Raw genomic sequence first — 21256 nt, 5'->3', positions numbered from 1 at the left:
GCATCCTGTGCGCCATGACAGATGACGATTTCATCGCGCTTGACGCCTTGCTCGGCGAACTCGGCGCGCGTCACCAGCGCGCCCTGCTGTGGATCGGCGGCGTGCCCGGCGAGGCTCTATCGCACGCGCTGGCGCTGTGGCGAGCCCGCGCCTGGCAGTCGCCGCTGTGGTTGGGGCCAGAGCTGGGGTCGGAGCTCAAACAAGAACCGGGTTCGGAGCTCGAACAAGAGTTGGGGCCGGAACTGAAACGAGAGCTCGATGCCCTCGGCGTCTCGCCACTGCCCGCCGCCAAGGCGCGCACCCGGCTGGGCGGCGAGCACGACCTGGTGGTGATCGATGCCGTATCCCCAAATGCCGGTTTTGACCCGGATGCCTTCGGCGCGGTATCCGGCACGCTGCGTGCCGGTGGCCTGCTGGTGTTGTTGACGCCCCCATCATGGCAAAAGCCATGGCATACAGGCACGCCCGCCGTGGATGCCGATTACGCGCGACTCGCCGCCTGGCCGTATGAGGTCGGCGATCTGAGCGCGCGCTATCTGGCACGGCTGGCGCGCTTGCTGCGTGTATCGCCGCTGGCGCTGCACTGGCCGACGGGGCAGACCATGCCAAGATTGGCGCTGCCAGCGATAACGCCGGCAGCGAGCGATGATGCTTCGAGTCCCGATGCGAGCCCCGGTGATAGCGCCTGCCTGACCAGCGATCAGGTCGAGGCGGTATCGCGACTGACCCGCCTGCGTCGGCGTCGCCCGCTGGTGCTCAGCGCCGACCGTGGGCGCGGCAAGAGCGCGGCGCTGGGCATCGGTGCGGCGCGGCGCCTGCTCGATGGCGAGCGCCGGCTATGGATTACCGCGCCACGCCCGGCGGCGGTCGAGCCCTTTTTCGAGCGATTGAGCGTGCTGCTGCCGCAGGGTCGACGTGAAGATAACGGCTTCAATGTCGAGATCGACGGCGCGCACGCCGAGGTGCGCTTTATCGCCCCCGATGGTGTAAGCGATGCGCTGCAATCCAACGACATCGACGCGCGCTCGCCGCCCACGCTGTTCGTCGACGAGGCGGCGGCGATCCCCACACCGCTGCTGGCGCGCTGGCTGGCGGCCTTCCCGCGCATCGCCTTCGCTACCACCGTGCATGGCTACGAAGGCACCGGGCGCGGCTTCGCGGTGCGTTTCCGCGCGCGCCTCGAACGCGATACGCCCGACTGGCGCGAATACCACCTGAGCCAGCCGGTACGCTGGGCCGAGGGCGATCCGCTGGAGGCGCTGACCCGCGAGTTGCTGCTGCTCGATGCCGAGCCCGCCGCCGACACGACGGTCGCCCAGGCGCTGAACGTGCATGGGCCACGCCTGATCAGCCTCGACCGTGCAGCACTGGCCGCTGATGAACGTGCGCTTAGTGAACTGTTCGGACTGCTGGTGCAGGCACATTACCGAACTACTCCCGCCGATCTGCGTCAATTGCTCGATGGCCCCGACGTGCGCCTGCTCGCCACCTATGTCGGCGAGCGTTGCGTGGGGGTGTGCCTGGCCCAGGACGAAGGCGGCTTTCCGCCAGAGCTGGCGGCGGCGATCTGGCGCGGCGAGCGTCGCCCGCGTGGGCACTTGCTGGCGCAGTCGCTGGCGACGCACGGTGGCCACCGCCAAGCCGCCGAGGCGCGCTGGTGTCGCATCGCGCGCATCGCCGTTCACCCGGCGGCACGTCGGCGTGGGCTGGGCAGCGCGCTGATCGAGCAATTGGCCACGAGCGTCGCCGACGATGGCATCGAACGCCTCGGCGTGAGCTTCGGCGGCGAGGTGGGGCTGATCGACTTCTGGCGTGCCCAGGGTTTCGTGTCGCTGCGCCTGGGGCTATCGCGTGAGGCGTCCAGCGGCGAACACGCGCTGATGATGGGCCGCGCGCTGCATGAATCGGTCGAGAAGGCTATCGGACACCTGGCGGAAGACTTCCAGCGCCTGCTACCCAGCCTGCTGGCCCATGAACTCACTCGACTCGAGCCCGAGCTGGCGGCGGCACTATTGTCCGAGGGCGAAGCGCCGGCGCTCGGCACGCAGACGCTGGAACGTATCGAGTGGTTCGCGCTGGGCGGCGGCGAGCTAGCGCTGGCGCGCCCCTGGCTTGCCGAGGCCTGGCTGGTCTGGTGGCGCAGCACACCGCCGGCATCACGCGACGTCGACTTGCTGGAACTGGTTGCGCCACTGTTTCAGGGTGGTGGGTCGATCAACGGCGGAGTGGGGCGCAAGGCCCGTCTGGCACGCTGGCGGGCTCTGGCGGGGCGGCTCCATTGCTATCTCGAGCGCTAGCTTCAAGAACCGAGGGTGCCGAGGGAGGCTATAGTGCTGATGGTTTTTTCGGCAGCCTATCCAGCAGCCGTAACCCCGACGTTAGTCGTCGAAGAAGGAGTCGTAGGCGGTTCTGCGAAAGACGAAGCCGGTTGGGCCGGAGCGTTATGAAAATTCGGCCGAGCACAGCTGACAGGTTTGTCTGCTGGCCCGGTTTTCGTGTATCTGGCCAATGAAAATGTCAGGCGTTGGAGTTCTGTTCGATTCCCTGAATATGCCAAGGCGCGCCATCGCGCAACTCACGTACTAAATGCCAGGTCTCGTTGAACTCATTGTGCTCGCCATTCTCATCCATGATGCCATGGAATAGCACGGTAGCTTCGGCTTGCTTGCCACGCTCTTGTACGTCGCTCAGTTCGGCGAACAGGCGCACGATATCGGTGCGGTTATTGGCAGGCTGATTGGCGCGCTCCTCTCGTAGCAGGTTGTAGAGCGCTGGGGTTACATACTCCTGAATGCCACTAAGGTCGTTGTTATCCCAGGCGCGCTGCAAAGTCATGAAGTGCTCCTTGGCGCCGTTCAGGAAACGCTCCTTGTCGAACCAGGCGGGGGTGGCTGCCGTGCTACCACCGCTTGATCCGGTGGCGGTGAAGGCCTGGGGCCCGTTATGCGGCGTAACGTGCTCGGAATAGGTCCGCGGGCCGCCTGACATTGCGGTTCGGCGGCGCCCGAACAGCCGGAAGGCCAGCCAGATGGCACCGGCGACCAGCAGGATATCGACCATGCGCAACTCGTCGAAGGCACCGCCGAAGAACAATGAGGCGAGCAGACCACCGGCGAGGAGCCCGGCGAACGGGCCGGCAAAGCGCGAGAGTCCCTTGGAAGGCGTCCGCTGTGGCGTGGAGGCGATACGGCTGGGTGTGCTCGATGTGCTGGATGCCGAGCGTGAAAAGGAGCCGAAGCTTTTGCCACCGCCGAAGCGCTTGGCCTCGGCATGGTCGACCGCCAAGCCAAAGCCGAGCAGACCAACCAGTAGCATGACAACCAGGTTGCGCATGGTGTATTCCTTAAAGTGAACGCCAAAGAAAAAACTACCGGTATTTTAACGACTATTGTGCTGCAAGAGCATCCCTAAAGAGAGTCGGGCCTGCAGCCAGGTTTCCTACCCCACCGAATCAATTGCCGGCATTCTCCTCACGAGTGAAGACCAGTGTACTGCCTTCCGACATGGCGGGGCTGAAACGGTAGCCGGCAACATCGAAATCCTTGAGCCGTTCAGGGTCGTCGATGCGCTGGCGAATCAGCCAGGCACTCATCAGCCCACGAGCTTTCTTGGCGTAAAAGCTGATGACCTTGTATTGGCCGTTCTTGGCATCCTTGAAAATCGGGGTGACGATGCGAGCTTGGAGGAGTTTGTGATCGATGGCCTTGAAATATTCGTTCGAGGCCAGGTTGACCAGCACCGGCGAGCCGCTCCTGGCGACTGCGGCGTCCAGGTCGCGCGTCAACCGTTCTCGCCAGAAGGCGTAGAGATCCTTGCCGGCGGCATTCGGCAAACGAATGCCCATTTCCAGGCGATAGGGCTGAATCAGGTCCAACGGGCGCAGCATGCCATACAGCCCCGAGAGGATGCGTAGATGATCCTGGGCGAAGGCATTGTCGTCCTGGCTAAAGCTCGATGCCTCGAGCCCGACATAGACATCGCCCTGGAAGGCTTGAGCGGCCTGCTTGGCATTGTCGAGATCGAACGGTGTCGCCCACTCGGCATAGCGTGCGGCATTGAGCCCGGCCAGCTTGTCGCTGATGCCCATCAGTTCGGAGAGTTGTGGCGGTGAGTAATCGCGCAGGGTGCCGATCAGCTCGCGGCTCTGGGTCAGATAGTCGGGCTGGGTGTAGATATCGGTGGTGGGCGGTGTGTCGAAATCCAGCGTTTTGGCCGGGGAGATCACGCTCAGCATGGGAACGCTCCTGATTCGTCGAGTCGATGGCGACAGTATATCAAGGGGCCGGTACCGACCCTACTATCGACCCTATAGTCTGTCGGGTAGGCGGCTCTAGCGCGGGTGCTGAACGAGGGTTGAGTCGGGCTGGTCGGGGGCGTATGCTTGCGGCCCGTCGCGCCGGCGAGGCTGGGCGGCGAGCCGTAGAATGGGGCACGGACTGGCTCAGGGTGGAGCCGCACGTCATCGTCACCAAGGTACACTGGCTTCAAGGTGTTAAGCATGCCGCAGGTATCATCTTCGCTGTTCACCCGGCTCGAATATCGACTGGCCGAGCAGCTATTTCATACACGCTGGCTACTGCCGCGCTCACCCCGTACCCAGCGGCTGACCATGCACTTGTTTCAGCGCTGCGCCGATGCCGGCCATACCGCTGCGCTATCGGTTTATGGTCACATGTTGTTCCATCGCGGCGTGACTCCGCAGGACAAGGCCCGTGGCGCGCGCTACGTATTACAGGCAGCGCAGGACGGCGACACGTGTGCCCAATATCAGGCCGGGCGAATATACGAGCATGGTTGCGCCCAGTATCCGTGTCGCGACGATCACGCCGTGACCTGGTATGCCCGCGCTGGCGAGGCTGGCCACACCCTGGCCGCCGAGCGCCTGGCTCGCGCCTATCGCAACGGACAATTGGGACTGGCGGTCTCCCCGCAGTATGCCGCACAGTGGCAGGCACTGGCCGACCGCCAACTTGCGTTGGCCAACCCCGACAGCGCCGAGCAGAGCCAGACGCACTGATCGAGACGGCGCAGACTGCCTTGGTTGCATGAGACAGGAACGTGATGACGTGACGCTGCCCACTCTGCTCGATATCGAAGCGTCCGGCTTTGGCCGTGGCAGCTACCCAATCGAGATCGGCCTGGCGCGGGCCGATGGCAGCACCTGCGCATTTCTGATTCAACCGCTGAACGAGTGGATGCATTGGGATTCCAAGGCCGAACTGCTGCATGGCATCTCGCGTGGGCGCCTGCAACGCGAAGGGCGTCCGGTCAGTGAAGTGGCGCGCTGGCTGAACGATGAGCTCAGCGAGATTGGCCTTGCCTATAGCGATAGCTGGGGCTATGACAACACTTGGTTGTCGCTGCTGTTTCATCATGCCGGCATGATGCCGCGATTTCGCCTCGAAGCGCTGCGTCGGCTACTCAGCGAGCCCCAGCTATCGCGTTGGAAATCCACCAAGGAAGCGCTGGTTCGCGAGCGGGGCATTGTCCGCCATCGCGCCGGTGAAGATGCCCGGCTGCTGCAACTCACCTACCTGCGTACACGGCAAGCCGGGGCCTAAGAGGGTGTTTACAAATTACTGCGCTCGCCCATTCTGCGTTGAAATCGTGCTCAAAAATGCTCATTTACCGTTTGTAAACTCCGCTTCTTCGCCCGATTTCGCCTTGTCTGGTCGTCGCTCGTGACTTTTGTAAACACCCTCTAAGGAACCACTGCATAAATGCCTGCACGGACTCGGCGTCCCCGAAGAATCGCAGGTCACGCGGTGCTGGTACGCCAGCCCGGTCGAAGAACAGCCTAACTGTACGTTATGTCTCTTCTTCTGTGCTCCGGGCTCCTTGCGACGTAGCGACGCCCGCTTCATTCCGCTCGTCGATTTATTCAGCGATTCCCCGAGCGGATTAGCCCTCGCCGCTGACGGCGAGCAGTACCTTGCCGAAACTGGCATTGCTTTCCAGATACGCCATGGCCTCTCCGGCCTGCTGGATCGGCCATTCACGATCGATCAGCGGTCGTAGCTCGCCACGTGCCAGGCGTGGCCAGACATGCGTATGCAGGCCATCGAGAATCGCCCCCTTGGCTTGTGGCGACTTGCTGCGCAGCGTCGAGCCGATCAGCCGCTGACGCTTCATCAGCATGCGCCCCATGTCGAGCTCGGCCTTGCGCCCGCCCATCAGGCCGATCAATACCAGCCGGCCATCGGCGTTGAGCACCTGCTGGTTGTCGGCCAGATAGTTGCCGCCCACCGGGTCGAGAATCATGTCCGCGCCGCCCCACGCCTTCACCGCCTCGACGAAGCTGCCTTGATGGCGATTCCAGCCGGCCTCGGCGCCCAGCGCCAGACACTTCTCCAGCTTGCTCTCGCTACCCACGGTGACGAAACAAGGATGGCCGAAAGTACGGCACAGCTGGATGGCGGTGGTGCCGACACCGCTGGCACCGGCATGCAGCAGCACCCGCTCGGCCTGGCCATCGACATGACGCAGCGCGCCCTCCATGAACAGGTTGAGCCAGGCCGTAGCGAACACCTCGGGCAGCGCTGCCGCCTCGCGCAGGCCGAAGCCATCGGGCAGCGGCAGGACCTGGGCCTGATGCACCACGACTTCCTCGGCGTAGCCACCGCCGGCCAGTAGCGCGCAGACTTGTTGCCCGGGACGCAGCCGCTCCACGCCAGGGCCGACCTCGCTGATGGTGCCGCTGACTTCCAGGCCGAGAATCTCGGAGGTGCCGGGTGGTGGCGGATAACTGCCGGCGCGCTGCATTACGTCGGCGCGGTTCATGCCGGCCCAGGCGACCCGGATGCGAATGTCATCTGCACCGAGCGGTCCCGGCGCCGGTTGCTCGCCCCAGTTGAGTGTCTTGTCGTCGATGCCGATGGCATACATGGCGTTGTACTCCGAAGCTGGGATGGATTCGGCGCTATTACAGGCGCGCCATGAGCGTGTCGAGCAGGATGTCGGGGTCGCTTGAATGTTGCAACGCAGAGCGCGTCTCGGCGGCCAGAAAGCCCTGGCTGACGGCGTTATCCAGAAAACCCAGCAGTGGCTGATAGAAGCCGGCGACATCGAGCACGCCGAGCGGCTTGTCATGCAGGCCAAGATACTGCCAGGTCCAGGCTTCGAACAGTTCTTCCAAGGTGCCGATGCCACCGGGCAAGGCGATGAAGGCATCGGCATGCGCCGCCATGCTGGCCTTGCGCTCGTGCATGTTGTCGACGTGGATCAACTGGCTCAGCCCGTGGTGGGCCATCTCGCGCTCGACCAGATGATGCGGCATGACGCCGATGACCTCGCCGCCGGCCTCCAGCGCGGCATTGGCGAGCGTGCCCATCAAGCCGATGCGGGCGCCACCGTAAACCAGGCCGAGGCCACGGCTGGCAATGCCTTGGCCCAGTTCGATCGCCGCCTGGCGAAAGCGTGGATCATGGCCCTCACGCGCGCCCAGGTAGACACAGATTCGTGACATGCCGTCCTCCTTGTTTAACGCCTTCTTACTATCCGTCAGGGCAGCGTATCGATCACGCCATATTCCGCATCCAGCCACTGGCCGATGACGTTGTCGCCGCACAGGTGATGCGCATATTGGGTATGCAGGCAACGCACCTGGTCCCAATTGGCGATACCGCCGATACCGCGCTCGCGAAACAGCGCCGCATAACCTAGTCGCTCGGCCTGATCGTGGTGTTCGGCGTGCATGTGTCGCCAGCGCTGGGCGACGTAGTCTTCATGGCTGCGATGGTAGGCGGCTAGAAATTCGGGTTCCTGCTGAAGCCGAGCTTCCAGGTTCTTGATCACGCCGCTGGCCTCGATGCGTGACAGCACGACCTTGAGGTGATCGGAGCACAGCCAATACAGCGTCGGAAAGGGCTTGCCATCGACGATCGACTCCATGCGCAGCACCAGCGGCGTGCCTTCGCCATCGGTGGCGGCTACCGCCTGAATGCCGCGCGGGGCACGCCCAAGCTGCTCGGCAATGATTGCGAGTTGATGTTCGGTGGGGGGCTGATTGGTCTGGAGCAACATCGGCTGGGTTCCGCGGAAAGTCGTCAAGGGTTATGGGCCCGAGAGAGCCGGATGAGCGGGGCATCATAAGCGCTAGGGCCAATCGTCAACAAGCGGATGCGGATAGTCGCCGCAGGAGCGAAACGGCAAATCACCGCTCGGGAACGGCTCAGCCGCGGGCGATCGGTGCCAGCTTGGCCTCGGTCAGGCGTTGCAGGTCGGCGGGGCCGAGTGCGATTTCCAGGCCGCGCCGCCCACCACTGACATGCAGACGCGACAGGCTCTCGGCGCTGGCATCGATGAATGTTGCCAGGCGCTGCTTCTGGCCCAGCGGGCTGATGCCGCCGACCACGTAGCCCGTGGCACGCTCGGCGGCGGCAGCGTCGGCCATGACGGCCTTCTTGCCACCCGCGGCGCGCGCCAGCGCCTTGAGATCCAGGCTGCCGGCGACCGGCACCAGCGCCACGACCAGTCGCTTCCCATCGATGCTGGCCAGCAACGTCTTGAATACCGATTGCGGCGCCAGGTCCAACACGCGAGCGGCTTCCTCGCCATAGGCGGGAGCTGCCGGGTCGTGAGCGTACTCGAGGAGTTCGAAGTCGATTCCCGCGCGTTGAAGCGCGCGCACGGCGGGTGTCACGATTCGGCCTCGGCGGGCTCCTGAACGTGCTTCTGCAACTCGGCACGGATAGCCTCGGGCAGCGGCGCGGCTCGCTTGGCGGCGTGATCGTAATGCACCATCACGGTATTGCCCTGTGCGCCCAGGCGACCGCCTTGCCAGGCTTGCTGGGTCACGGTGAACGAGCTATTGCCGAGCCGCGTTAGCCAAGTGCGAAGCTCGACCTCCTCACCATAGTAAAGCTCGGCGCGGTATTCGACGTCCATGCGCGCCATGATCAATGCCCACTTGCGCGGATCGAGATTGGGGGTGAACAGCCGGAACAGGTCGTTGCGGGCCCATTCGAACCAGGCCGGCAAGCGGGTGTTGTTGATATGGCCGAGGGCATCGGTGTCGTAGAAAGCGGGTTCCAGGGTGCGTGTGAACATGGTGTGACTCTTGGCAGATCAAAGCCTCAGGATTGACCCGAGCAAGCGCTAGGTCAAGTGTTGGTCGCGAGCTGGCGCCGCTGCCACCAGGACTGCATGCGCGTCCACGCCAGCAGCCATAGCGTCGCCACGGCGAAACCGGCCAGCGTGCCCAGCGCCAGGCCCAGCGTCGGGTACGTCAACGAGACGCACAGCGCATAGCACAACAGCGAACCGAGCCCGGCGGGGTAGTGCTTGATGACCGTGGCCACTGGCGCGGCGCCGTGGGTCAGGTGCAGGATCGCCAAAAACGGGTACATGGTCACCGGAAACGCCGCCAACAGCCCGGCCCAAGCCGGGGGCAGCACATGGGCGAGCCCGGTGATCAGAAAAATGATCGCGGCGGCCAGCGCGGCACGAATGATCAGAGCAGGCCACGAGAACCCGCCACGCGCGCCGGTGCGCGCTTCCGGCACGCGACGGTAGAGCCAGGTGAACGCTGCGATGGCCACCAGCGTCGTCAGCGTGCCGCCCAGGCGATTGAAGTCGATAGTGGCCAGCACGGCGCTGACCGCCAGCCAGGCGGCCATGCCCCCGGCGGTACCGGCCGCGACACCAGGTAAGCCATCGCGCCGACCGCACAGCAGGTAGCCACCGCCGAGTGCCAGCGTGGCGCTAAAGCCCGCCAGGGTATGCACGGCGCTGTCGGCGGCGAATCCCGGCGAGATCTCCAGGCCGATGAAAAACAGCGCGATGGCGGTGCCCAGCGGGTAGCCTGAAAGCAGCCCGGCGACACGCGTACTGACGCGCTCGGCGATCATCGATAGACCCAGCACGATCCCCACCGACGCCAGCAGCTTGGCGACCTGCCAGGCAAACGGCACTTCCATGCAAAGGCTCCTTTATATCAAGCGTTGTGACTGTCGATCGGCCCAGGCCTGTTCCAGTGCCGCCTGCAGGGTTTCACGCAGATGTTCGGGAAGCGCCTGATGGGCCTGCGTGAAATCGTCGAAGCGCCGGTTGCGCAGCCAGCAATAAGCCCAGGCGGCGGCCTCGAGATCGTCGCGCGGTATCGGCCGGGCGGGCATCTGCACCAACAGGAACAGCGCGGTGCGTGCTGCCCATAAAGGAGGTTGGCGATCGCCACTCCACTCGCCGAGCGTGGCGCCGCTGGGGGTGTCTTCGGGCTCGCCGAGTTTGGCCAGTCGGGCGGTGTCGGCGAGAATCATCGCCAGACGATCGGGGGCGGCCTGGCCGAGCAGCAGCCAATGGCCGACCAGACGCGAAGCGCCACGCATGGCCTTGGCATAGAAGAGGCTTTCAGGCATGTTCGAGTCTTTCCGGGTATCACATGAATTCGACAGGAGGCGTCATGCGCTTCGATTTTGCCACGTCCATCGATCGCCGGCAGTACCCTTCGCAGAAATGGCAGCGTTATGGCGACGATGTGCTGCCTCTGTGGGTCGCCGACATGGACTTCGTTTCACCGCCGGCGGTGATCGAGGCCCTGCAGTCTCGCGTGACGCATGGCGTCTTCGGCTACGGCAAGGTGCCAGACAGCCTGCGACGGACGCTCTGCGAGTGGAGCGCCAGTCATTACCGCTGGGCAATCGAGCCCGACTGGCAAGTCTGGTTGCCGGGCGTGGTTCCGGCGCTGCACCTGGCCAGCCTGGCATTGACCGAGCCCGGCGATGGCGTGCTCACGGTGACGCCGATCTATCCGCCGTTTCTCAAGGTCGCCGAGCGTACCGGGCGCTTGGCGCAGACCGCCGAACTGGCGCCACCAAGCGCGTCGGGCGAACCCTGGCGGCTCGACCGCCAGGCGCTGGAAGCGGCAATTACCCCACGTACCCGGCTGTTGCTGTGGTGTCATCCGCACAATCCGACCGGGCGGGTCTGGCGTGACGAGGAACTGGCCATTCTCGCCGAGTTGGCCGAGCGCCACGATCTGCTGATCGCCTCCGACGAATTGCACTGTGACCTGATTCTCGACGCGGGTGATAGCCATCGGCCGCTGGCCGCGTGCTATCCCGAACTGGCTAAGCGCATCATCACGCTATGGGCGCCGTCGAAAACGTTCAACATCGCCGGGTTGACCTGCGCCTGCGCGGTGGTCTCCGACCCACGCCTACGCCAGCGCTTGCAGGAAGCCATGCGTGGCCTGATGCCCGACGCCAACGTGCTGGGCCTGCTCGCCGCCGAGGCGGCCTATGCGCAAGGGGAACCCTGGCGCCAGGAATTGCTGGCGGTACTGCGCGATAACCGTCAGCGGCTCGGTGAATATACGGCGCGCTGGCCCGGCGTTACGTATAGCGCGCCGGAATCCACCTATCTGGCCTGGTTGGATCTGCGCCGCGCCGGGCTTGGCGAGTCACCCCAGCAGGCGTTGTTGGACTGGGCGCGGGTTGCGCTATCCGACGGCGCCGACTTCGGCTGGCCGGGTTTCGCGCGGCTGAATTTCGGTACCCCGCCGGCGCTGCTGGAGGAAGCACTGCAACGGCTCGATGCCGTGCTAAGGGCTCAATAAAGCAGCGCGAACAGCTTGCGCCGGTAGGCGACGGTCAGCGGATGGTCGGCGCCGAGGGCATCGAAGACGCGCAGCAGGGTCAGGCGCGCGGCATCGTCGCCATAGGCGCGATCGGCCTTCATCAGCGCGAGTAGCGCATCAAGGCCGGCCTCGTAGTGGCCATCGGCGACCTGGCGCAAGGCACGCTTGTAGCGGGCCTCGCTATCGTCGCGGCCCTCGAGTGACGCCAGTTCCTCGGCACTGGGGGCTTCATCGCCGAAGTCGATGCGCGCACGCACGCCGCGTGCCTTAGGGGCGTCGCGGTGTTCCGGCGGCAGGTTGTCGAGAACGCTACGGGCATCCTCGGCGTTGCCACCGGCCAGGGTCGCGCTGGCCAGGTCGACCTGATAATCGTAATGCTCCGGGTTTTCCTGGACCAACTGCCGGTAGATCGCCTGGGCGGTCGCGGCATCGCCAGCGGCCAGCGCCGCTTCGGCCTGTTCCTCGGGGCTCGCCGGAGCATCTTGTGGTGCCTCGATGTATTGCGCCAGCCACTCGCGAATCTGTTTCTCGGGCAGCGCGCCCTGAAACTGATCGTAAAGCTGGCCCTGCATGATCAGCTTGACGTCGGGTACCGAGCGGATGCCCAACTGAGCGGCGATCTCCTGATGTTCCTCGATATTGAGCTTGGCCAGTATGAAGGCGCCGGCGTACTCATGGGCCAGCTTTTCCAGTACCGGCATGAGATTCTTGCAGGGCTCGCACCAGGGCGCCCAGCAGTCGAGCAGCACCGGAGTCTGTACCGACCCCTCCAGCACCACTTGCTGAAAGTTGGACATGTCGATATCGACGATGTAGTTCGCCGGGTCGGCTGAAGCGGCACTCGTTTGTGTGGAGCCCTCCGGCGTGTTGAGCGGGGCACCTGTGCGGGGGTCGACGATCGGCATAGCGCTTGGCCTTATTGAAAACGACAGTTGAAAATGACGGTTGCCTATCAAAATGCGGGTGAAAGGCCCGGTATTCAAGGCAGAGAAAACAATGAGACGATCGAACGGTCGAGTGTTGCGCGGACTTGGATTACTGGCGCTGACGTTGGTCCTGCTGCTGGCCGGCCCACTGTTTATGCTGGCTGGGCCACGGATCGATCTTGGCAGCCACTGGGCGAGTGCCGATCGCTCATCGGCGGGGCTGGCGCCGCTGCCTGAACGTACGCCCGAGGCCGTAATCCAGATTTATGCCGCGCGCGCCTTCAACTGGCGAGGCGCGTTCGGCGTGCACACCTGGATCGCCACGAAACCCGCAGGCGCCTCGAGTTATCGGGTGCATCAGGTGACTCGCTGGAGTTATAGCGCGTCGACGCAGCGCAGCGCCCCGGATCGCGCCTGGTTCGGCAATTCGCCCTGGCTGTTGGCCGATTATCGCGGCGCTGCGGCAGCAAGGATGATTCCACTGATTAACGACGCCGCAGCCGCTTACCCGCTTGCCGGTCGCTATCGAGTCTGGCCGGGCCCCAACAGCAATACCTTCGTTGCCTGGGTCGTCAGGCAGGTGCCGGGCCTGCGGGTACAGCTGCCGGCTCTCGCCGTGGGTAAGGATTACCTGATCGATGGCCCATTCGCCGCGGCACCCAGTGGCAGTGGCTATCAATTCGCAGTGGGTGGCGTGATCGGCATTCTGGTGGCGCTGGAGGAAGGCATCGAACTCAATCTGCTGGGCCTGACGCTGGGCGTGGACTTCACCAAGCCGGCGCTCAAGCTGCCGGGCATCGGCCGGGTAGGCTTCCCGCAGTCGGTGATGGGCACTGTGATGACGCAGGAGGGCAGGGTATTGCAGACGCCAGCCCAGTAGACTCACGCATCGGCTGCCCTGGTATGCACCCGACGAAAAAACCGACTCTGCCGGATCGGTTTCTCTGAAACCTGGTAGCGGGGACCGCCGACCTTGAAACGAGAGGGAACCGATGACCTTCGGGTTATACGCCTCAACAAAAAACCGACCCTGTTGGATCGGCTTTTCTAAACTGGGTAGCGGGGACCGCCGATGTTGAAACGAAAGGGAACCGACGACCTTCGGGGTATGCCGTTCAAACAAAAAACCGGCCCGATTGGATCGGTTCTTTCTAAACCTGGTAGCGGGAACCGCCGATGTTGAAACGAGAGGGAACCGATGACCTTCGGGTTATACGCCTCAACAAAAAGCCGGCCCTGTCGGATCGGCTTTTCGAAAACTTGGTAGCGGGGACCGGATTTGAACCGATGACCTTCGGGTTATGAGCCCGACGAGCTACCAGACTGCTCCACCCCGCATCAGATTGTGCGTCGCATTATAGGCGAATTTCTCGCAAGGTCAAGGGTTTATTCGTGCGTTCGTGTGTTGGATGAAAATTCAACCATACTGCCAAGTGAGGGTGTCATGACGATGTCACCCGAGCCGTTCAAGACTGATAGCGTCAGCCCAGACATCACGACTCAGGAGAGAGACAAGATGACTCAGACAATCCCCATCGCCTGGGTAACCGGCGGCACCGGTGGCATCGGCACCGCTATTTGCGAAGCGCTGGTCAGGGAGGGATATCAGGTCGTGGCGGGTTATCATAACCCCGACAAGGCCAAGGCATGGCTGGAAGAGCGACGTGCCCAGGGATACGACAACATTGCGCTCTCCGGCGCCAACCTGATCGACTACGAATCCTGCGAGGCGGGCGTTCGCGAGATTCGTGAAAAACACGGTCCGGTCGGCGTGCTGGTCAATTGCGCGGGGATTACCCGCGATACGACGCTCAAGAAGATGAGCCCCGAGCAGTGGCACTCAGTGATCGACTGCAACCTCAATAGCGTATTCAACACCTGCCGTTGCGTCATCGAGGACATGCTCGAGGCGGGCTACGGGCGCATCGTCAATATCTCCTCGATCAATGGCCGCAAGGGGCAGTTCGGACAGGCCAACTATGCCGCCGCCAAGGCCGGTATGCATGGCTTGACCATGTCGCTGGCGCAGGAGACCGCAACCAAGGGTATTACCGTCAACACGCTGTCGCCGGGCTATATCGCTACCGACATGATCATGAATATCCCCGAGAAGGTACGTGAAGCCATTCGCGAGACGATCCCGGTCAAGCGTTACGGCACGCCGGAGGAAATCGCCCGCGCGGTGGCATTCCTTGCCCATCGCGATTCCGGCTTTATCACCGGGGCGAATCTGGACATCAACGGCGGCCAATTCATGGGCTGAGTTCGTCGACAAGCACCTGAGGAAAACCAGCGAGCGAGGCACCGGCCTCGCTCGCTGGTTTCGCGTCTAGATAAGATAGTGGTTCAGGACGCGGGCAAGCGTGCCATCTGTGTCAGCGACAGATCCAGTTCGCCGACTTCGCGGGACCACAGCGGTGGCGGGACGGGGCCAGTGGCGAGGATGGCGCACAGTACGCCATGCAGTTCATCGGCCTTGCTCATTTCAGCCCGATTCAGCCCTTCGTTGAGCCGCTCGACCTGAATCGCCAGACGTAACGGTTCGTCTTCGCGAGAGACCTTTTCGCCGGCCAATAGCGCCAGGTGGACACGCAGGCGGGTCAGTGCCTTTTCGACGTCTATCGCTTCTGACGGGTCCTGGCGCGCCGCATTGCGTTGCCGATGTGCTTCGAGCAGGTCGTCGTCGAGTGCGACGCCTGCCTCGATCGTCTCGGCGGGCTGGCCATCGAGCGCGCGCGCATCGGCCTGCAAATGCGCGTCGAGCAAGGGTCGCAATGTCTGCCAATGCTGTATCTGCTCATGCAATGCCAAGCGTGAAAGCCACTCACGCCGGGCGCGCACGATGCCCAGCCAGCGACGCCGCATGCCATCGCTGCGTCGCGCTGAAGGTAGCGGTTCCAGCCCCTCGGCCTCGCTTATGGCCTGCTCCAGGATGCTGGCGTCGGCACTGGAAGCGGGTTGCCAGGCGTCGATACGTTCGATCAGTGCCTGCATGGCGTCGAGACGCTCGCGAGCGCGTTGGGTGCGGTCGTCCCGCTCGCTCTCGCGGGCGGCGAAGATGCCGTCGCAAAGGCCGCGGAACTCCCGCCATAGCGTCTGTTCCTCGCCCTTGGGCGCGCGGCCCAGTTCGCGCCAGCGGCGTTGCAGGGCCTTGGCCTGCTCGGCGCGCTGTGCGGCCGGCGTCGCCGCGGTCTGTAGTGCGCGGGCCTCTTCGATGATTTGCCGCTTGGCCGACGCAATCTGTAGAGCGCGCTGGTCGATCAGGGTCTGCAGGGCATGGCGTATGCGTCCGAAACGATGACCGACGCTTTCTGCTTGGTCGCGGGGCACCGGCGAGAAATGTCGCCACTGTTCGCGAGCGCGATCACGAATCTGGCGCAGGCTGTCCGGGTCGGCGCGTGGGTCGGGATTGTCGAGCAGGGCTTCGAGCTGCGTGCATAGGGCCTCGCGCGCGACCAGGTTCTTCTGGCGCTGCTGATCGCGCGCCTGGCGCCACGGGCCGAGGCGCTCATGAATACGATCCGAAGCCGCCCGAAAGCGCACCGATAGCTGCTGGTTGGCGGCCGCGTCGCCAAGTTCGCGCCATTCCTTGACCAGCCGGTGGTGACGGCTATCGAGTTCGGCATCGCTGAGGGTAAGATCGTCGGCAAGCTGGTCGATGGCCTGGCTCAGTTGGTCGCGCTTGGGCCCGGCGACGAAACCGCGCCAGTCGCGCAATTCGGCAAGCTGTGCGGCGAGCTGCTTGAGTTTTGGCTGATATCGGCGACGCGGCTCGGGCGGGAGTGCATCGAGACGTTGGCGCAGGCTCTGGTGCAGGCGGCTGGCATGTTTGAAGGCGCCGCGTTCGAGTAGCCGCTCGAGTTCTTCGACATCCGCCGCGACGCGCTCGGCCTTTCGGGTGTCGTCATCGTCACGCGCGGGAACATCGAGGCGTTCGCGCGCGCGCTCCAGCAGTGGCGACGGGGGCAGGTCATCGGGCCAGTCCAGGGTTTCGAGGGCGTGACGGAGACGCGTGTCGTCCGCCTGGCTCAAGGCATCGTTCAGGGTGTCGGCCTGGTGCTGCAAGCGCTCCCAGGCGCGGCCGATACGGTCATGCTCGGCCAATGCCTCGGCATAGCGCTGGCTGAGTTCCGCCTCGGGCGCGTGCTGATCCGATAGCGCTTGCCAGCGGCTCGCCAGCAGGCGCTTCTGAGCGTGCAGGCTGGCCAGGTCCTGGTCGGTCAGGTGCGTGCTCTGGCGTAGCCCGGCCAGGGTTTCCTCGAGTGCCTCGATCAACGCCTGGCGGGTCTCGTCGGCATCGCTGCGCCGGCGGTCGGCAGCAAACACGCTTTGATGCTGGGCGTCATGATCGCTGATGATCTTGCGACAACGCAGGCTGGCGTCTTGATAGCGCCGTTCCTGGTCGGCGCTGGGCAGATCGGTCAGGCGATCCCACTCACGCTGCAGGTGGCGATAACGCCCGGCGTAGAGCGGCTCCCAGGCATGTCGGGCATGTTGCTCGAGCGCATCGAGAATACGCTCGCGCTCGGCACGCTGGGCCTGCGCCTGGGCGGCGTCTTCGCGCTGACGATTCAGGCGCTCGCGGGCCAGGCGGGCGACCTGCTTGTCGCGGCGCGCCTGGCGCGCCAGTCGGGTCAGTCCTTCCTCGCTGGTAATGCGTTCGGCGGCGGCGTGGCGGACCGCGGCGATACCGTTCTCGCAGGCTTGGTGAATCAACGTGTCTTCGTCGTCGATGCGTGCCAGGGCGGCCAGGCGCAGCGTCTGGTTATCGCCATGCAGCGCGATCTCGGCGAGCGATGCGGCATGGTCGACACGCTCGAGCAATGCCTGGCGAGTCGCTAGCGGCGTGGCGCCCTCGCGACCCGAGAGTAGCGTGACCAAGCGCGCGCGCCACTCGGGCGAGGCATGGGTCATCTGTAGCGCGAGCAGCCGGGCGGGATCGTCCAGGCGGGCAAGCGCCGCCTGACGCACGTCGGGGTCTTCATCGCCGACGAGTCGTTCGAGGCGTTCACGATCCTGCGCTTGGCCGATGTCGAGGCGCGACACCGCCTGTCGTCTCACGGCGGGGTCGCGATGCTGCCAACGGGGGGCGAAGAAACGACGAAAGAATGCTGACATGGGTGGATACGCGTCCCTGATAGAGTTCTGAATGATGTCGAGGCGCCGAGAGGCGTCCGTTGCCACTCTCCCTGCTATATAAGCATGTGCGACAAGCCGGTGAAAGTCCGAGGCGTCGGCGGGCGGCGACACTGACAAGCCATCCGCCTGAGCGTATGATCAGTTGCAGCCGAGTAGCCCCTCGCTTAGTTTTAGTCACATTACCCGACGCGGAGAATGGTAATGAGCCTTAACGTGGATAGGGCAGGTTCTGCCTTTACTTTCAAGGGCGGCATGTTGCCCATGACGGTCATGGAGCTGATCAGCGCGGACCCCGAGCGGATCCGCGAGCAACTGGCCGGTAAACTCAGCCAGTCTCCGGCGTTCTTTCAGCATACGCCAGTGGTGCTGAGCGTGGAAAAACTCGATGAACCGCACTTGGCGCTGGAGCGCATCTGCGCCGTATGCCGTGCCCACAAGCTACTGCCGGTGGCGGTGCGCGGCGGTGCCGATCCGGTCAAGCAGTCGGCCTGGGCGTTGGGTCTGGGCTGGTTTCCGCCGCAAGAGGAGCGTACGCGCGCGCTGGAAAGCGTCGCGCCATCGGCACCGGCCGAAGCGCCACAGCCCACGCCTGAAATCCAGGGCGCGGTGGGCAGTCGCATTCATCGCGGCACGGTGCGTTCCGGTCAGCAGGTCAGCGCGCCGGACGGTGATCTGGTGGTGCTCGGCGCGGTCAACGCCGGCGCCGAGGTGCTCGCCGGCGGCAACGTGCATGTCTATGGCGCGCTACGCGGGCGGGCACTGGCCGGTATACGTGGCGATCGCGAGGCCAGCATCTTCTGTCATGAGCTGCACGGCGAATTGCTGTCGCTGGCAGGCAATTACAAGCGTCTCGAGGACATCGACCCGCAATTGCTCGGCAAGGCGGTACAGGTGCGCCTCAACGACGACCAGTTAACCATTACCCCGTTGGTGTGAACCGAGGGGCCTGGACGATCATCCAACTAGCAACAGGAAGCTTACCTTGGCCAAGATCATTGTAGTGACCTCCGGCAAGGGCGGGGTCGGTAAAACGACCAGCGCGGCAGCCATCGCCACCGGGCTGGCGCTGCGCGGTAACAAGACGGTGGTGATCGATTTCGACGTGGGGCTGCGTAATCTCGACCTGATCATGGGGTGCGAGCGTCGCGTCGTGTACGACCTGATCAACGTGATTCAGGGCGAGGCCGGTCTCAATCAGGCGATGATTCGCGACAAGCGCGTCGACAACCTGCATATCCTGCCGGCCTCCCAGACTCGCGATAAGGACGCGCTGAGCGCCGAAGGCGTCGAGAAGGTGCTCGATGCACTCAGCAAGGACTTCGATTACGTGATCTGCGATTCGCCGGCGGGCATCGAGCGTGGCGCGCAGCTAGCCATGTACCATGCCGACGAGGCGGTGGTGGTGACCAACCCCGAAGTGTCGTCGGTGCGCGACTCCGATCGCATCCTCGGTCTGCTGTCCTCGAAATCCCGGCGTGCCGAGCAGAATCTCGATCCCGTCAAGGAGCATCTGCTGATCACCCGCTACGACCCGGAGCGGGTCAGCGATGGCGACATGCTCAACCTGGAGGACATCCAGGAGATTCTGGCGATCAACCTGATCGGCCTGATTCCCGAATCCGAAGCGGTGCTGCGTGCCTCCAACCAGGGCGTGCCGGTGACTCATGACATGAAGAGCGATGCCGGCCAGGCCTATACCGACACCGTATCGCGGCTGTTGGGTGAGGACGTGCCACTGCGTTTCCATGAATATCAGAAGAAGGGTCTGCTCTCCCGTATGTTCGGAGGAGGTCGTCGGTGAAGTTACTCGAATTCCTTAAACGCGAACGCAAGAAGTCGGCGTCGGTCGCCAAGGAGCGGCTGCAGATCATCGTCGCGCACCAGCGTAGCCAGCGTGACCAGCCGGATTACATGCCGATGCTGGAGAAAGAGCTGCTGGAAGTGATCCGCCGTTACGTCAACGTCGGTCAGGAGGCAATCAATATCAGTCTCGACCGTGAGGATGACTGCTCGGTGCTGGAGCTCAATGTCACTCTACCGCGCTAGTCGCGGCTGAGTGGCCGGCATGGCTGTGCTAGGCTGAGCGTTTTTGGCATGCGTGGAGACGCTGATGGCGCAGCTTGGCAAGTCGCAGAAGACCTTTCTGTGGCACGATTACGAGACCTTCGGCGCTGACCCGCGGCGCGATCGCGCGTCGCAGTTCGCCGCTATCCGCACCGATGCCGATTTCAACGAGATCGGCGAGCCGCTAACGCTGTACTGTAAACCGGCCGACGATTATCTGCCGCATCCCCAGGCGTGCCTGATCACCGGCATCACCCCGCAGACGACCCGCCGGCGCGGCCTTCCCGAGATTGAATTCGCGGCGCGCATCAATGCCGAGATGAGCGTGGCCGGAACCTGTGGGCTGGGCTACAACAGCCTGCGCTTCGACGATGAAGTCAGCCGCCATCTGTTCTATCGCAACTTTCTCGACCCCTATGCCCGCGAATGGCAGAACGGCAATTCGCGCTGGGATCTGATCGACGTGGTGCGAGCCTTCCATGCATTGCGCCCCGAGGGCATCGAGTGGCCGACGCGCGACGATGGCTCCCCCAGCTTCAAGCTCGAGCACCTGACCGCCGCCAACGGCATCGAGCATGCCGGCGCGCATGACGCGCTGGCCGACGTGCGCGCCACCATCGCCTTGGCGCGGCTGCTGAAGTCACGCAACGCACGACTGTTCGATTATCTGCTCAAGCTGCGCAGCAAGTGCGAGGTCGCTAAGCTGCTGGACATTCCCTCGCGTAAGCCAATGCTGCACATTTCGCGTCGCTACCCGGCCAGCCGTGGCTGTGGCGCGCTGGTCATGCCGCTGGCCGAGCATCCCTCCAACCCCAATGGGGTGATCGTCTACGACTTGGGCGTGGACCCCGCGCCGCTGTTCGAGCTTTCCGTCGAACAGATTCGCGCGCGCGTGTTCGTCAGTGCCGATGAGTTGGCTGAGGGCGAGTCGCGCATCCCGCTCAAGGTGGTGCATATCAACCGCAGCCCGGTGCTGTTGCCGATCAATGCCGTAACCGACGATGTGGCCGCGCGGCTGACTCTGGATCGCGGTCTGTGCGAAGCGCATTGGAAAGCGCTGTGCGCCAATCCAGAAGCGGCGCGCAAGGCCGCCGCCGTGTTCGCCGAGGGGCCGCCCGAGGGCCCCAGCGATCCGGATTTGATGCTCTATTCGGGAGGCTTCTTCTCACCGGCGGATCGTCAGGAAATGCAGCGTGTCCACACCACCGCGCCGGAATCTCTCGGCGAGACGGCCTTCGCCTTTCAGGACCCGCGCCTCGAGGAGATGCTGTTCCGCCTGCGCGCGCGCAGCTACCCGGATACCCTGACGAGCGACGAGCAGGCACAGTGGGAGGCGTACCGCTGGGCACGCATGAACGACGGCACGCTCGGCGGCCTGACATTGCAGGGCTTCGCCCGCGAGATCGAGCGCTTGAACCAGCTCTCGTTGAGCGATCGCGATCGCCAGGTCCTCGAGGAACTGGTGATGCATGTCGAGGCGATGATGCCGGCCCAGGCTTTCGGATGATTTGCGCTTAACGATCACGCCCGCACCGACTCGCGGCGCGGGCGT

At 64.1% G+C, this 21256-nt stretch carries 21 protein-coding genes and 1 tRNA gene; 10 read left to right on the top strand and 12 right to left on the bottom strand.

The features are described from left to right. Window positions 1–14 precede the first annotated feature (14 nt). On the top strand, window positions 15–2297 hold the full coding sequence (locus tag BLR92_RS16435; RefSeq protein ID WP_089730367.1) for a tRNA(Met) cytidine acetyltransferase TmcA: 2283 nt from the start codon (window positions 15–17) through the stop codon (window positions 2295–2297). A gap of 220 nt (window positions 2298–2517) precedes the next feature. Here the strand turns inward: BLR92_RS16435 and BLR92_RS16430 are convergent, their stop codons facing one another. Both BLR92_RS16430 and yaaA read right to left on the bottom strand, forming a co-directional pair. Then, entirely contained in the window at window positions 2518–3333 is an 816-nt protein-coding gene (locus BLR92_RS16430; protein ID WP_089730366.1) for a Tim44 domain-containing protein, read from the bottom strand. A 118-nt stretch (window positions 3334–3451) separates the two neighbouring features. After that, entirely contained in the window at window positions 3452–4234 is a 783-nt protein-coding gene (yaaA, locus tag BLR92_RS16425) for a peroxide stress protein YaaA (RefSeq protein WP_089730365.1), read from the bottom strand. A gap of 264 nt (window positions 4235–4498) precedes the next feature. Between yaaA and BLR92_RS16420 the strand changes: the two genes are divergently transcribed. Both BLR92_RS16420 and BLR92_RS16415 read left to right on the top strand, forming a co-directional pair. After that, window positions 4499–5017 (top strand): tetratricopeptide repeat protein, encoded by a 519-nt coding sequence (locus tag BLR92_RS16420; RefSeq protein WP_089730364.1) that lies wholly within the window; start codon window positions 4499–4501, stop codon window positions 5015–5017. Between the two features lie 49 nt (window positions 5018–5066). Beyond that, window positions 5067–5561 (top strand): 3'-5' exonuclease family protein, encoded by a 495-nt coding sequence (locus tag BLR92_RS16415; protein ID WP_245704242.1) that lies wholly within the window; start codon window positions 5067–5069, stop codon window positions 5559–5561. 340 nt (window positions 5562–5901) lie between these two features. On the opposite strand, the gene BLR92_RS16410 is transcribed toward BLR92_RS16415, so the two are convergent. The 7 genes from BLR92_RS16410 to BLR92_RS16380 all read right to left on the bottom strand — a co-directional run bounded on the left by BLR92_RS16410 (window position 5902) and on the right by BLR92_RS16380 (window position 10355). Then, a complete protein-coding gene (locus tag BLR92_RS16410) occupies window positions 5902–6885 on the bottom strand; it encodes an NAD(P)H-quinone oxidoreductase (protein WP_089730362.1) in 984 nt (327 codons plus the stop codon). Between the two features lie 37 nt (window positions 6886–6922). After that, on the bottom strand, window positions 6923–7465 hold the full coding sequence (locus BLR92_RS16405; protein ID WP_089730361.1) for an LOG family protein: 543 nt from the start codon (window positions 7463–7465) through the stop codon (window positions 6923–6925). 35 nt (window positions 7466–7500) lie between these two features. Continuing rightward, window positions 7501–8022 (bottom strand): DUF501 domain-containing protein, encoded by a 522-nt coding sequence (locus BLR92_RS16400; protein WP_089730360.1) that lies wholly within the window; start codon window positions 8020–8022, stop codon window positions 7501–7503. 148 nt (window positions 8023–8170) lie between these two features. Continuing rightward, on the bottom strand, window positions 8171–8641 hold the full coding sequence (gene ybaK / locus BLR92_RS16395; RefSeq protein WP_089730359.1) for a Cys-tRNA(Pro) deacylase: 471 nt from the start codon (window positions 8639–8641) through the stop codon (window positions 8171–8173). Continuing rightward, entirely contained in the window at window positions 8638–9048 is a 411-nt protein-coding gene (locus BLR92_RS16390) for an acyl-CoA thioesterase (protein WP_089730358.1), read from the bottom strand. Before BLR92_RS16390 ends, ybaK begins: the two co-directional genes overlap by 4 nt. Window positions 9049–9101: 53 nt before the next feature. Beyond that, a complete protein-coding gene (locus BLR92_RS16385) occupies window positions 9102–9917 on the bottom strand; it encodes a hypothetical protein (protein WP_089730357.1) in 816 nt (271 codons plus the stop codon). Between the two features lie 12 nt (window positions 9918–9929). Continuing rightward, entirely contained in the window at window positions 9930–10355 is a 426-nt protein-coding gene (locus BLR92_RS16380) for a hypothetical protein (protein WP_089730356.1), read from the bottom strand. 44 nt (window positions 10356–10399) lie between these two features. On the opposite strand from BLR92_RS16380, the gene BLR92_RS16375 reads away from it, so the two are divergent. Then, the gene (locus BLR92_RS16375) at window positions 10400–11554 is read left to right on the top strand and encodes a MalY/PatB family protein (RefSeq protein ID WP_089730355.1); all 1155 of its coding nucleotides are present in this window, start codon (window positions 10400–10402) and stop codon (window positions 11552–11554) included. On the opposite strand, the gene BLR92_RS16370 is transcribed toward BLR92_RS16375, so the two are convergent. Continuing rightward, window positions 11548–12480: a tetratricopeptide repeat protein gene (locus tag BLR92_RS16370; RefSeq protein ID WP_089730354.1), complete on the bottom strand. Its 933-nt coding sequence runs from the start codon at window positions 12478–12480 to the stop codon at window positions 11548–11550. The genes BLR92_RS16375 and BLR92_RS16370 overlap by 7 nt on opposite strands. A gap of 91 nt (window positions 12481–12571) precedes the next feature. On the opposite strand from BLR92_RS16370, the gene BLR92_RS16365 reads away from it, so the two are divergent. Next, window positions 12572–13381 (top strand): DUF3750 domain-containing protein, encoded by an 810-nt coding sequence (locus BLR92_RS16365; RefSeq protein WP_089730353.1) that lies wholly within the window; start codon window positions 12572–12574, stop codon window positions 13379–13381. A 381-nt stretch (window positions 13382–13762) separates the two neighbouring features. On the opposite strand, the gene BLR92_RS16360 is transcribed toward BLR92_RS16365, so the two are convergent. Next, window positions 13763–13839 (bottom strand) — tRNA-Met (locus BLR92_RS16360). A gap of 178 nt (window positions 13840–14017) precedes the next feature. Here BLR92_RS16360 and phbB point away from each other — a divergent pair. After that, the gene (phbB, locus tag BLR92_RS16355; protein ID WP_089730352.1) at window positions 14018–14764 is read left to right on the top strand and encodes an acetoacetyl-CoA reductase; all 747 of its coding nucleotides are present in this window, start codon (window positions 14018–14020) and stop codon (window positions 14762–14764) included. Window positions 14765–14847: 83 nt separating this feature from the next. Here phbB and BLR92_RS16350 read toward each other — a convergent pair whose 3' ends face one another. Then, window positions 14848–17619, bottom strand: coding sequence for a DUF349 domain-containing protein (locus tag BLR92_RS16350; RefSeq protein WP_089730351.1), 2772 nt, complete (start codon window positions 17617–17619; stop codon window positions 14848–14850). Window positions 17620–17841: 222 nt separating this feature from the next. On the opposite strand from BLR92_RS16350, the gene minC reads away from it, so the two are divergent. From minC to sbcB, 4 genes are all read left to right on the top strand, one after another. Continuing rightward, window positions 17842–18576 carry a septum site-determining protein MinC gene (minC, locus tag BLR92_RS16345; protein WP_089730350.1) on the top strand — a complete coding sequence of 245 codons (735 nt, stop codon included), beginning with the start codon at window positions 17842–17844 and terminating at the stop codon, window positions 18574–18576. 46 nt (window positions 18577–18622) lie between these two features. Beyond that, complete coding sequence (gene minD / locus BLR92_RS16340) at window positions 18623–19441, top strand: septum site-determining protein MinD (RefSeq protein ID WP_089730349.1); 819 nt, start codon at window positions 18623–18625, stop codon at window positions 19439–19441. After that, the gene (gene minE, locus BLR92_RS16335; protein ID WP_089730348.1) at window positions 19438–19686 is read left to right on the top strand and encodes a cell division topological specificity factor MinE; all 249 of its coding nucleotides are present in this window, start codon (window positions 19438–19440) and stop codon (window positions 19684–19686) included. The genes minD and minE overlap by 4 nt, the downstream gene beginning before the upstream one ends. A 64-nt stretch (window positions 19687–19750) precedes the next feature. Continuing rightward, on the top strand, window positions 19751–21211 hold the full coding sequence (gene sbcB / locus BLR92_RS16330) for an exodeoxyribonuclease I (protein ID WP_089730347.1): 1461 nt from the start codon (window positions 19751–19753) through the stop codon (window positions 21209–21211). Window positions 21212–21256 lie beyond the last annotated feature (45 nt).

The sequence above is a fragment of the Modicisalibacter muralis genome, from assembly GCF_900102945.1.
GTDB lineage: Bacteria > Pseudomonadota > Gammaproteobacteria > Pseudomonadales > Halomonadaceae > Modicisalibacter > Modicisalibacter muralis.
Note: the sequence above shows the minus strand (reverse complement) of the source record. Positions and strands in the feature narration are given on the sequence as shown.

Coding starts and splice junctions, on each gene's coding strand:
- BLR92_RS16370 (WP_089730354.1), bottom strand. CDS start 12,480: ATGCCGATCGTCGACCCCCGCACAGGTGCCCCGCTCAACACGCCGGAG.
- BLR92_RS16430 (WP_089730366.1), bottom strand. CDS start 3,333: ATGCGCAACCTGGTTGTCATGCTACTGGTTGGTCTGCTCGGCTTTGGC.
- BLR92_RS16365 (WP_089730353.1), top strand. CDS start 12,572: ATGAGACGATCGAACGGTCGAGTGTTGCGCGGACTTGGATTACTGGCG.
- BLR92_RS16435 (WP_089730367.1), top strand. CDS start 15: ATGACAGATGACGATTTCATCGCGCTTGACGCCTTGCTCGGCGAACTC.
- BLR92_RS16375 (WP_089730355.1), top strand. CDS start 10,400: ATGCGCTTCGATTTTGCCACGTCCATCGATCGCCGGCAGTACCCTTCG.
- BLR92_RS16420 (WP_089730364.1), top strand. CDS start 4,499: ATGCCGCAGGTATCATCTTCGCTGTTCACCCGGCTCGAATATCGACTG.
- phbB (WP_089730352.1), top strand. CDS start 14,018: ATGACTCAGACAATCCCCATCGCCTGGGTAACCGGCGGCACCGGTGGC.
- BLR92_RS16405 (WP_089730361.1), bottom strand. CDS start 7,465: ATGTCACGAATCTGTGTCTACCTGGGCGCGCGTGAGGGCCATGATCCA.
- sbcB (WP_089730347.1), top strand. CDS start 19,751: ATGGCGCAGCTTGGCAAGTCGCAGAAGACCTTTCTGTGGCACGATTAC.
- BLR92_RS16400 (WP_089730360.1), bottom strand. CDS start 8,022: ATGTTGCTCCAGACCAATCAGCCCCCCACCGAACATCAACTCGCAATC.
- yaaA (WP_089730365.1), bottom strand. CDS start 4,234: ATGCTGAGCGTGATCTCCCCGGCCAAAACGCTGGATTTCGACACACCG.
- BLR92_RS16410 (WP_089730362.1), bottom strand. CDS start 6,885: ATGTATGCCATCGGCATCGACGACAAGACACTCAACTGGGGCGAGCAA.
- BLR92_RS16385 (WP_089730357.1), bottom strand. CDS start 9,917: ATGGAAGTGCCGTTTGCCTGGCAGGTCGCCAAGCTGCTGGCGTCGGTG.
- minC (WP_089730350.1), top strand. CDS start 17,842: ATGAGCCTTAACGTGGATAGGGCAGGTTCTGCCTTTACTTTCAAGGGC.
- BLR92_RS16380 (WP_089730356.1), bottom strand. CDS start 10,355: ATGCCTGAAAGCCTCTTCTATGCCAAGGCCATGCGTGGCGCTTCGCGT.
- BLR92_RS16390 (WP_089730358.1), bottom strand. CDS start 9,048: ATGTTCACACGCACCCTGGAACCCGCTTTCTACGACACCGATGCCCTC.
- BLR92_RS16350 (WP_089730351.1), bottom strand. CDS start 17,619: ATGTCAGCATTCTTTCGTCGTTTCTTCGCCCCCCGTTGGCAGCATCGC.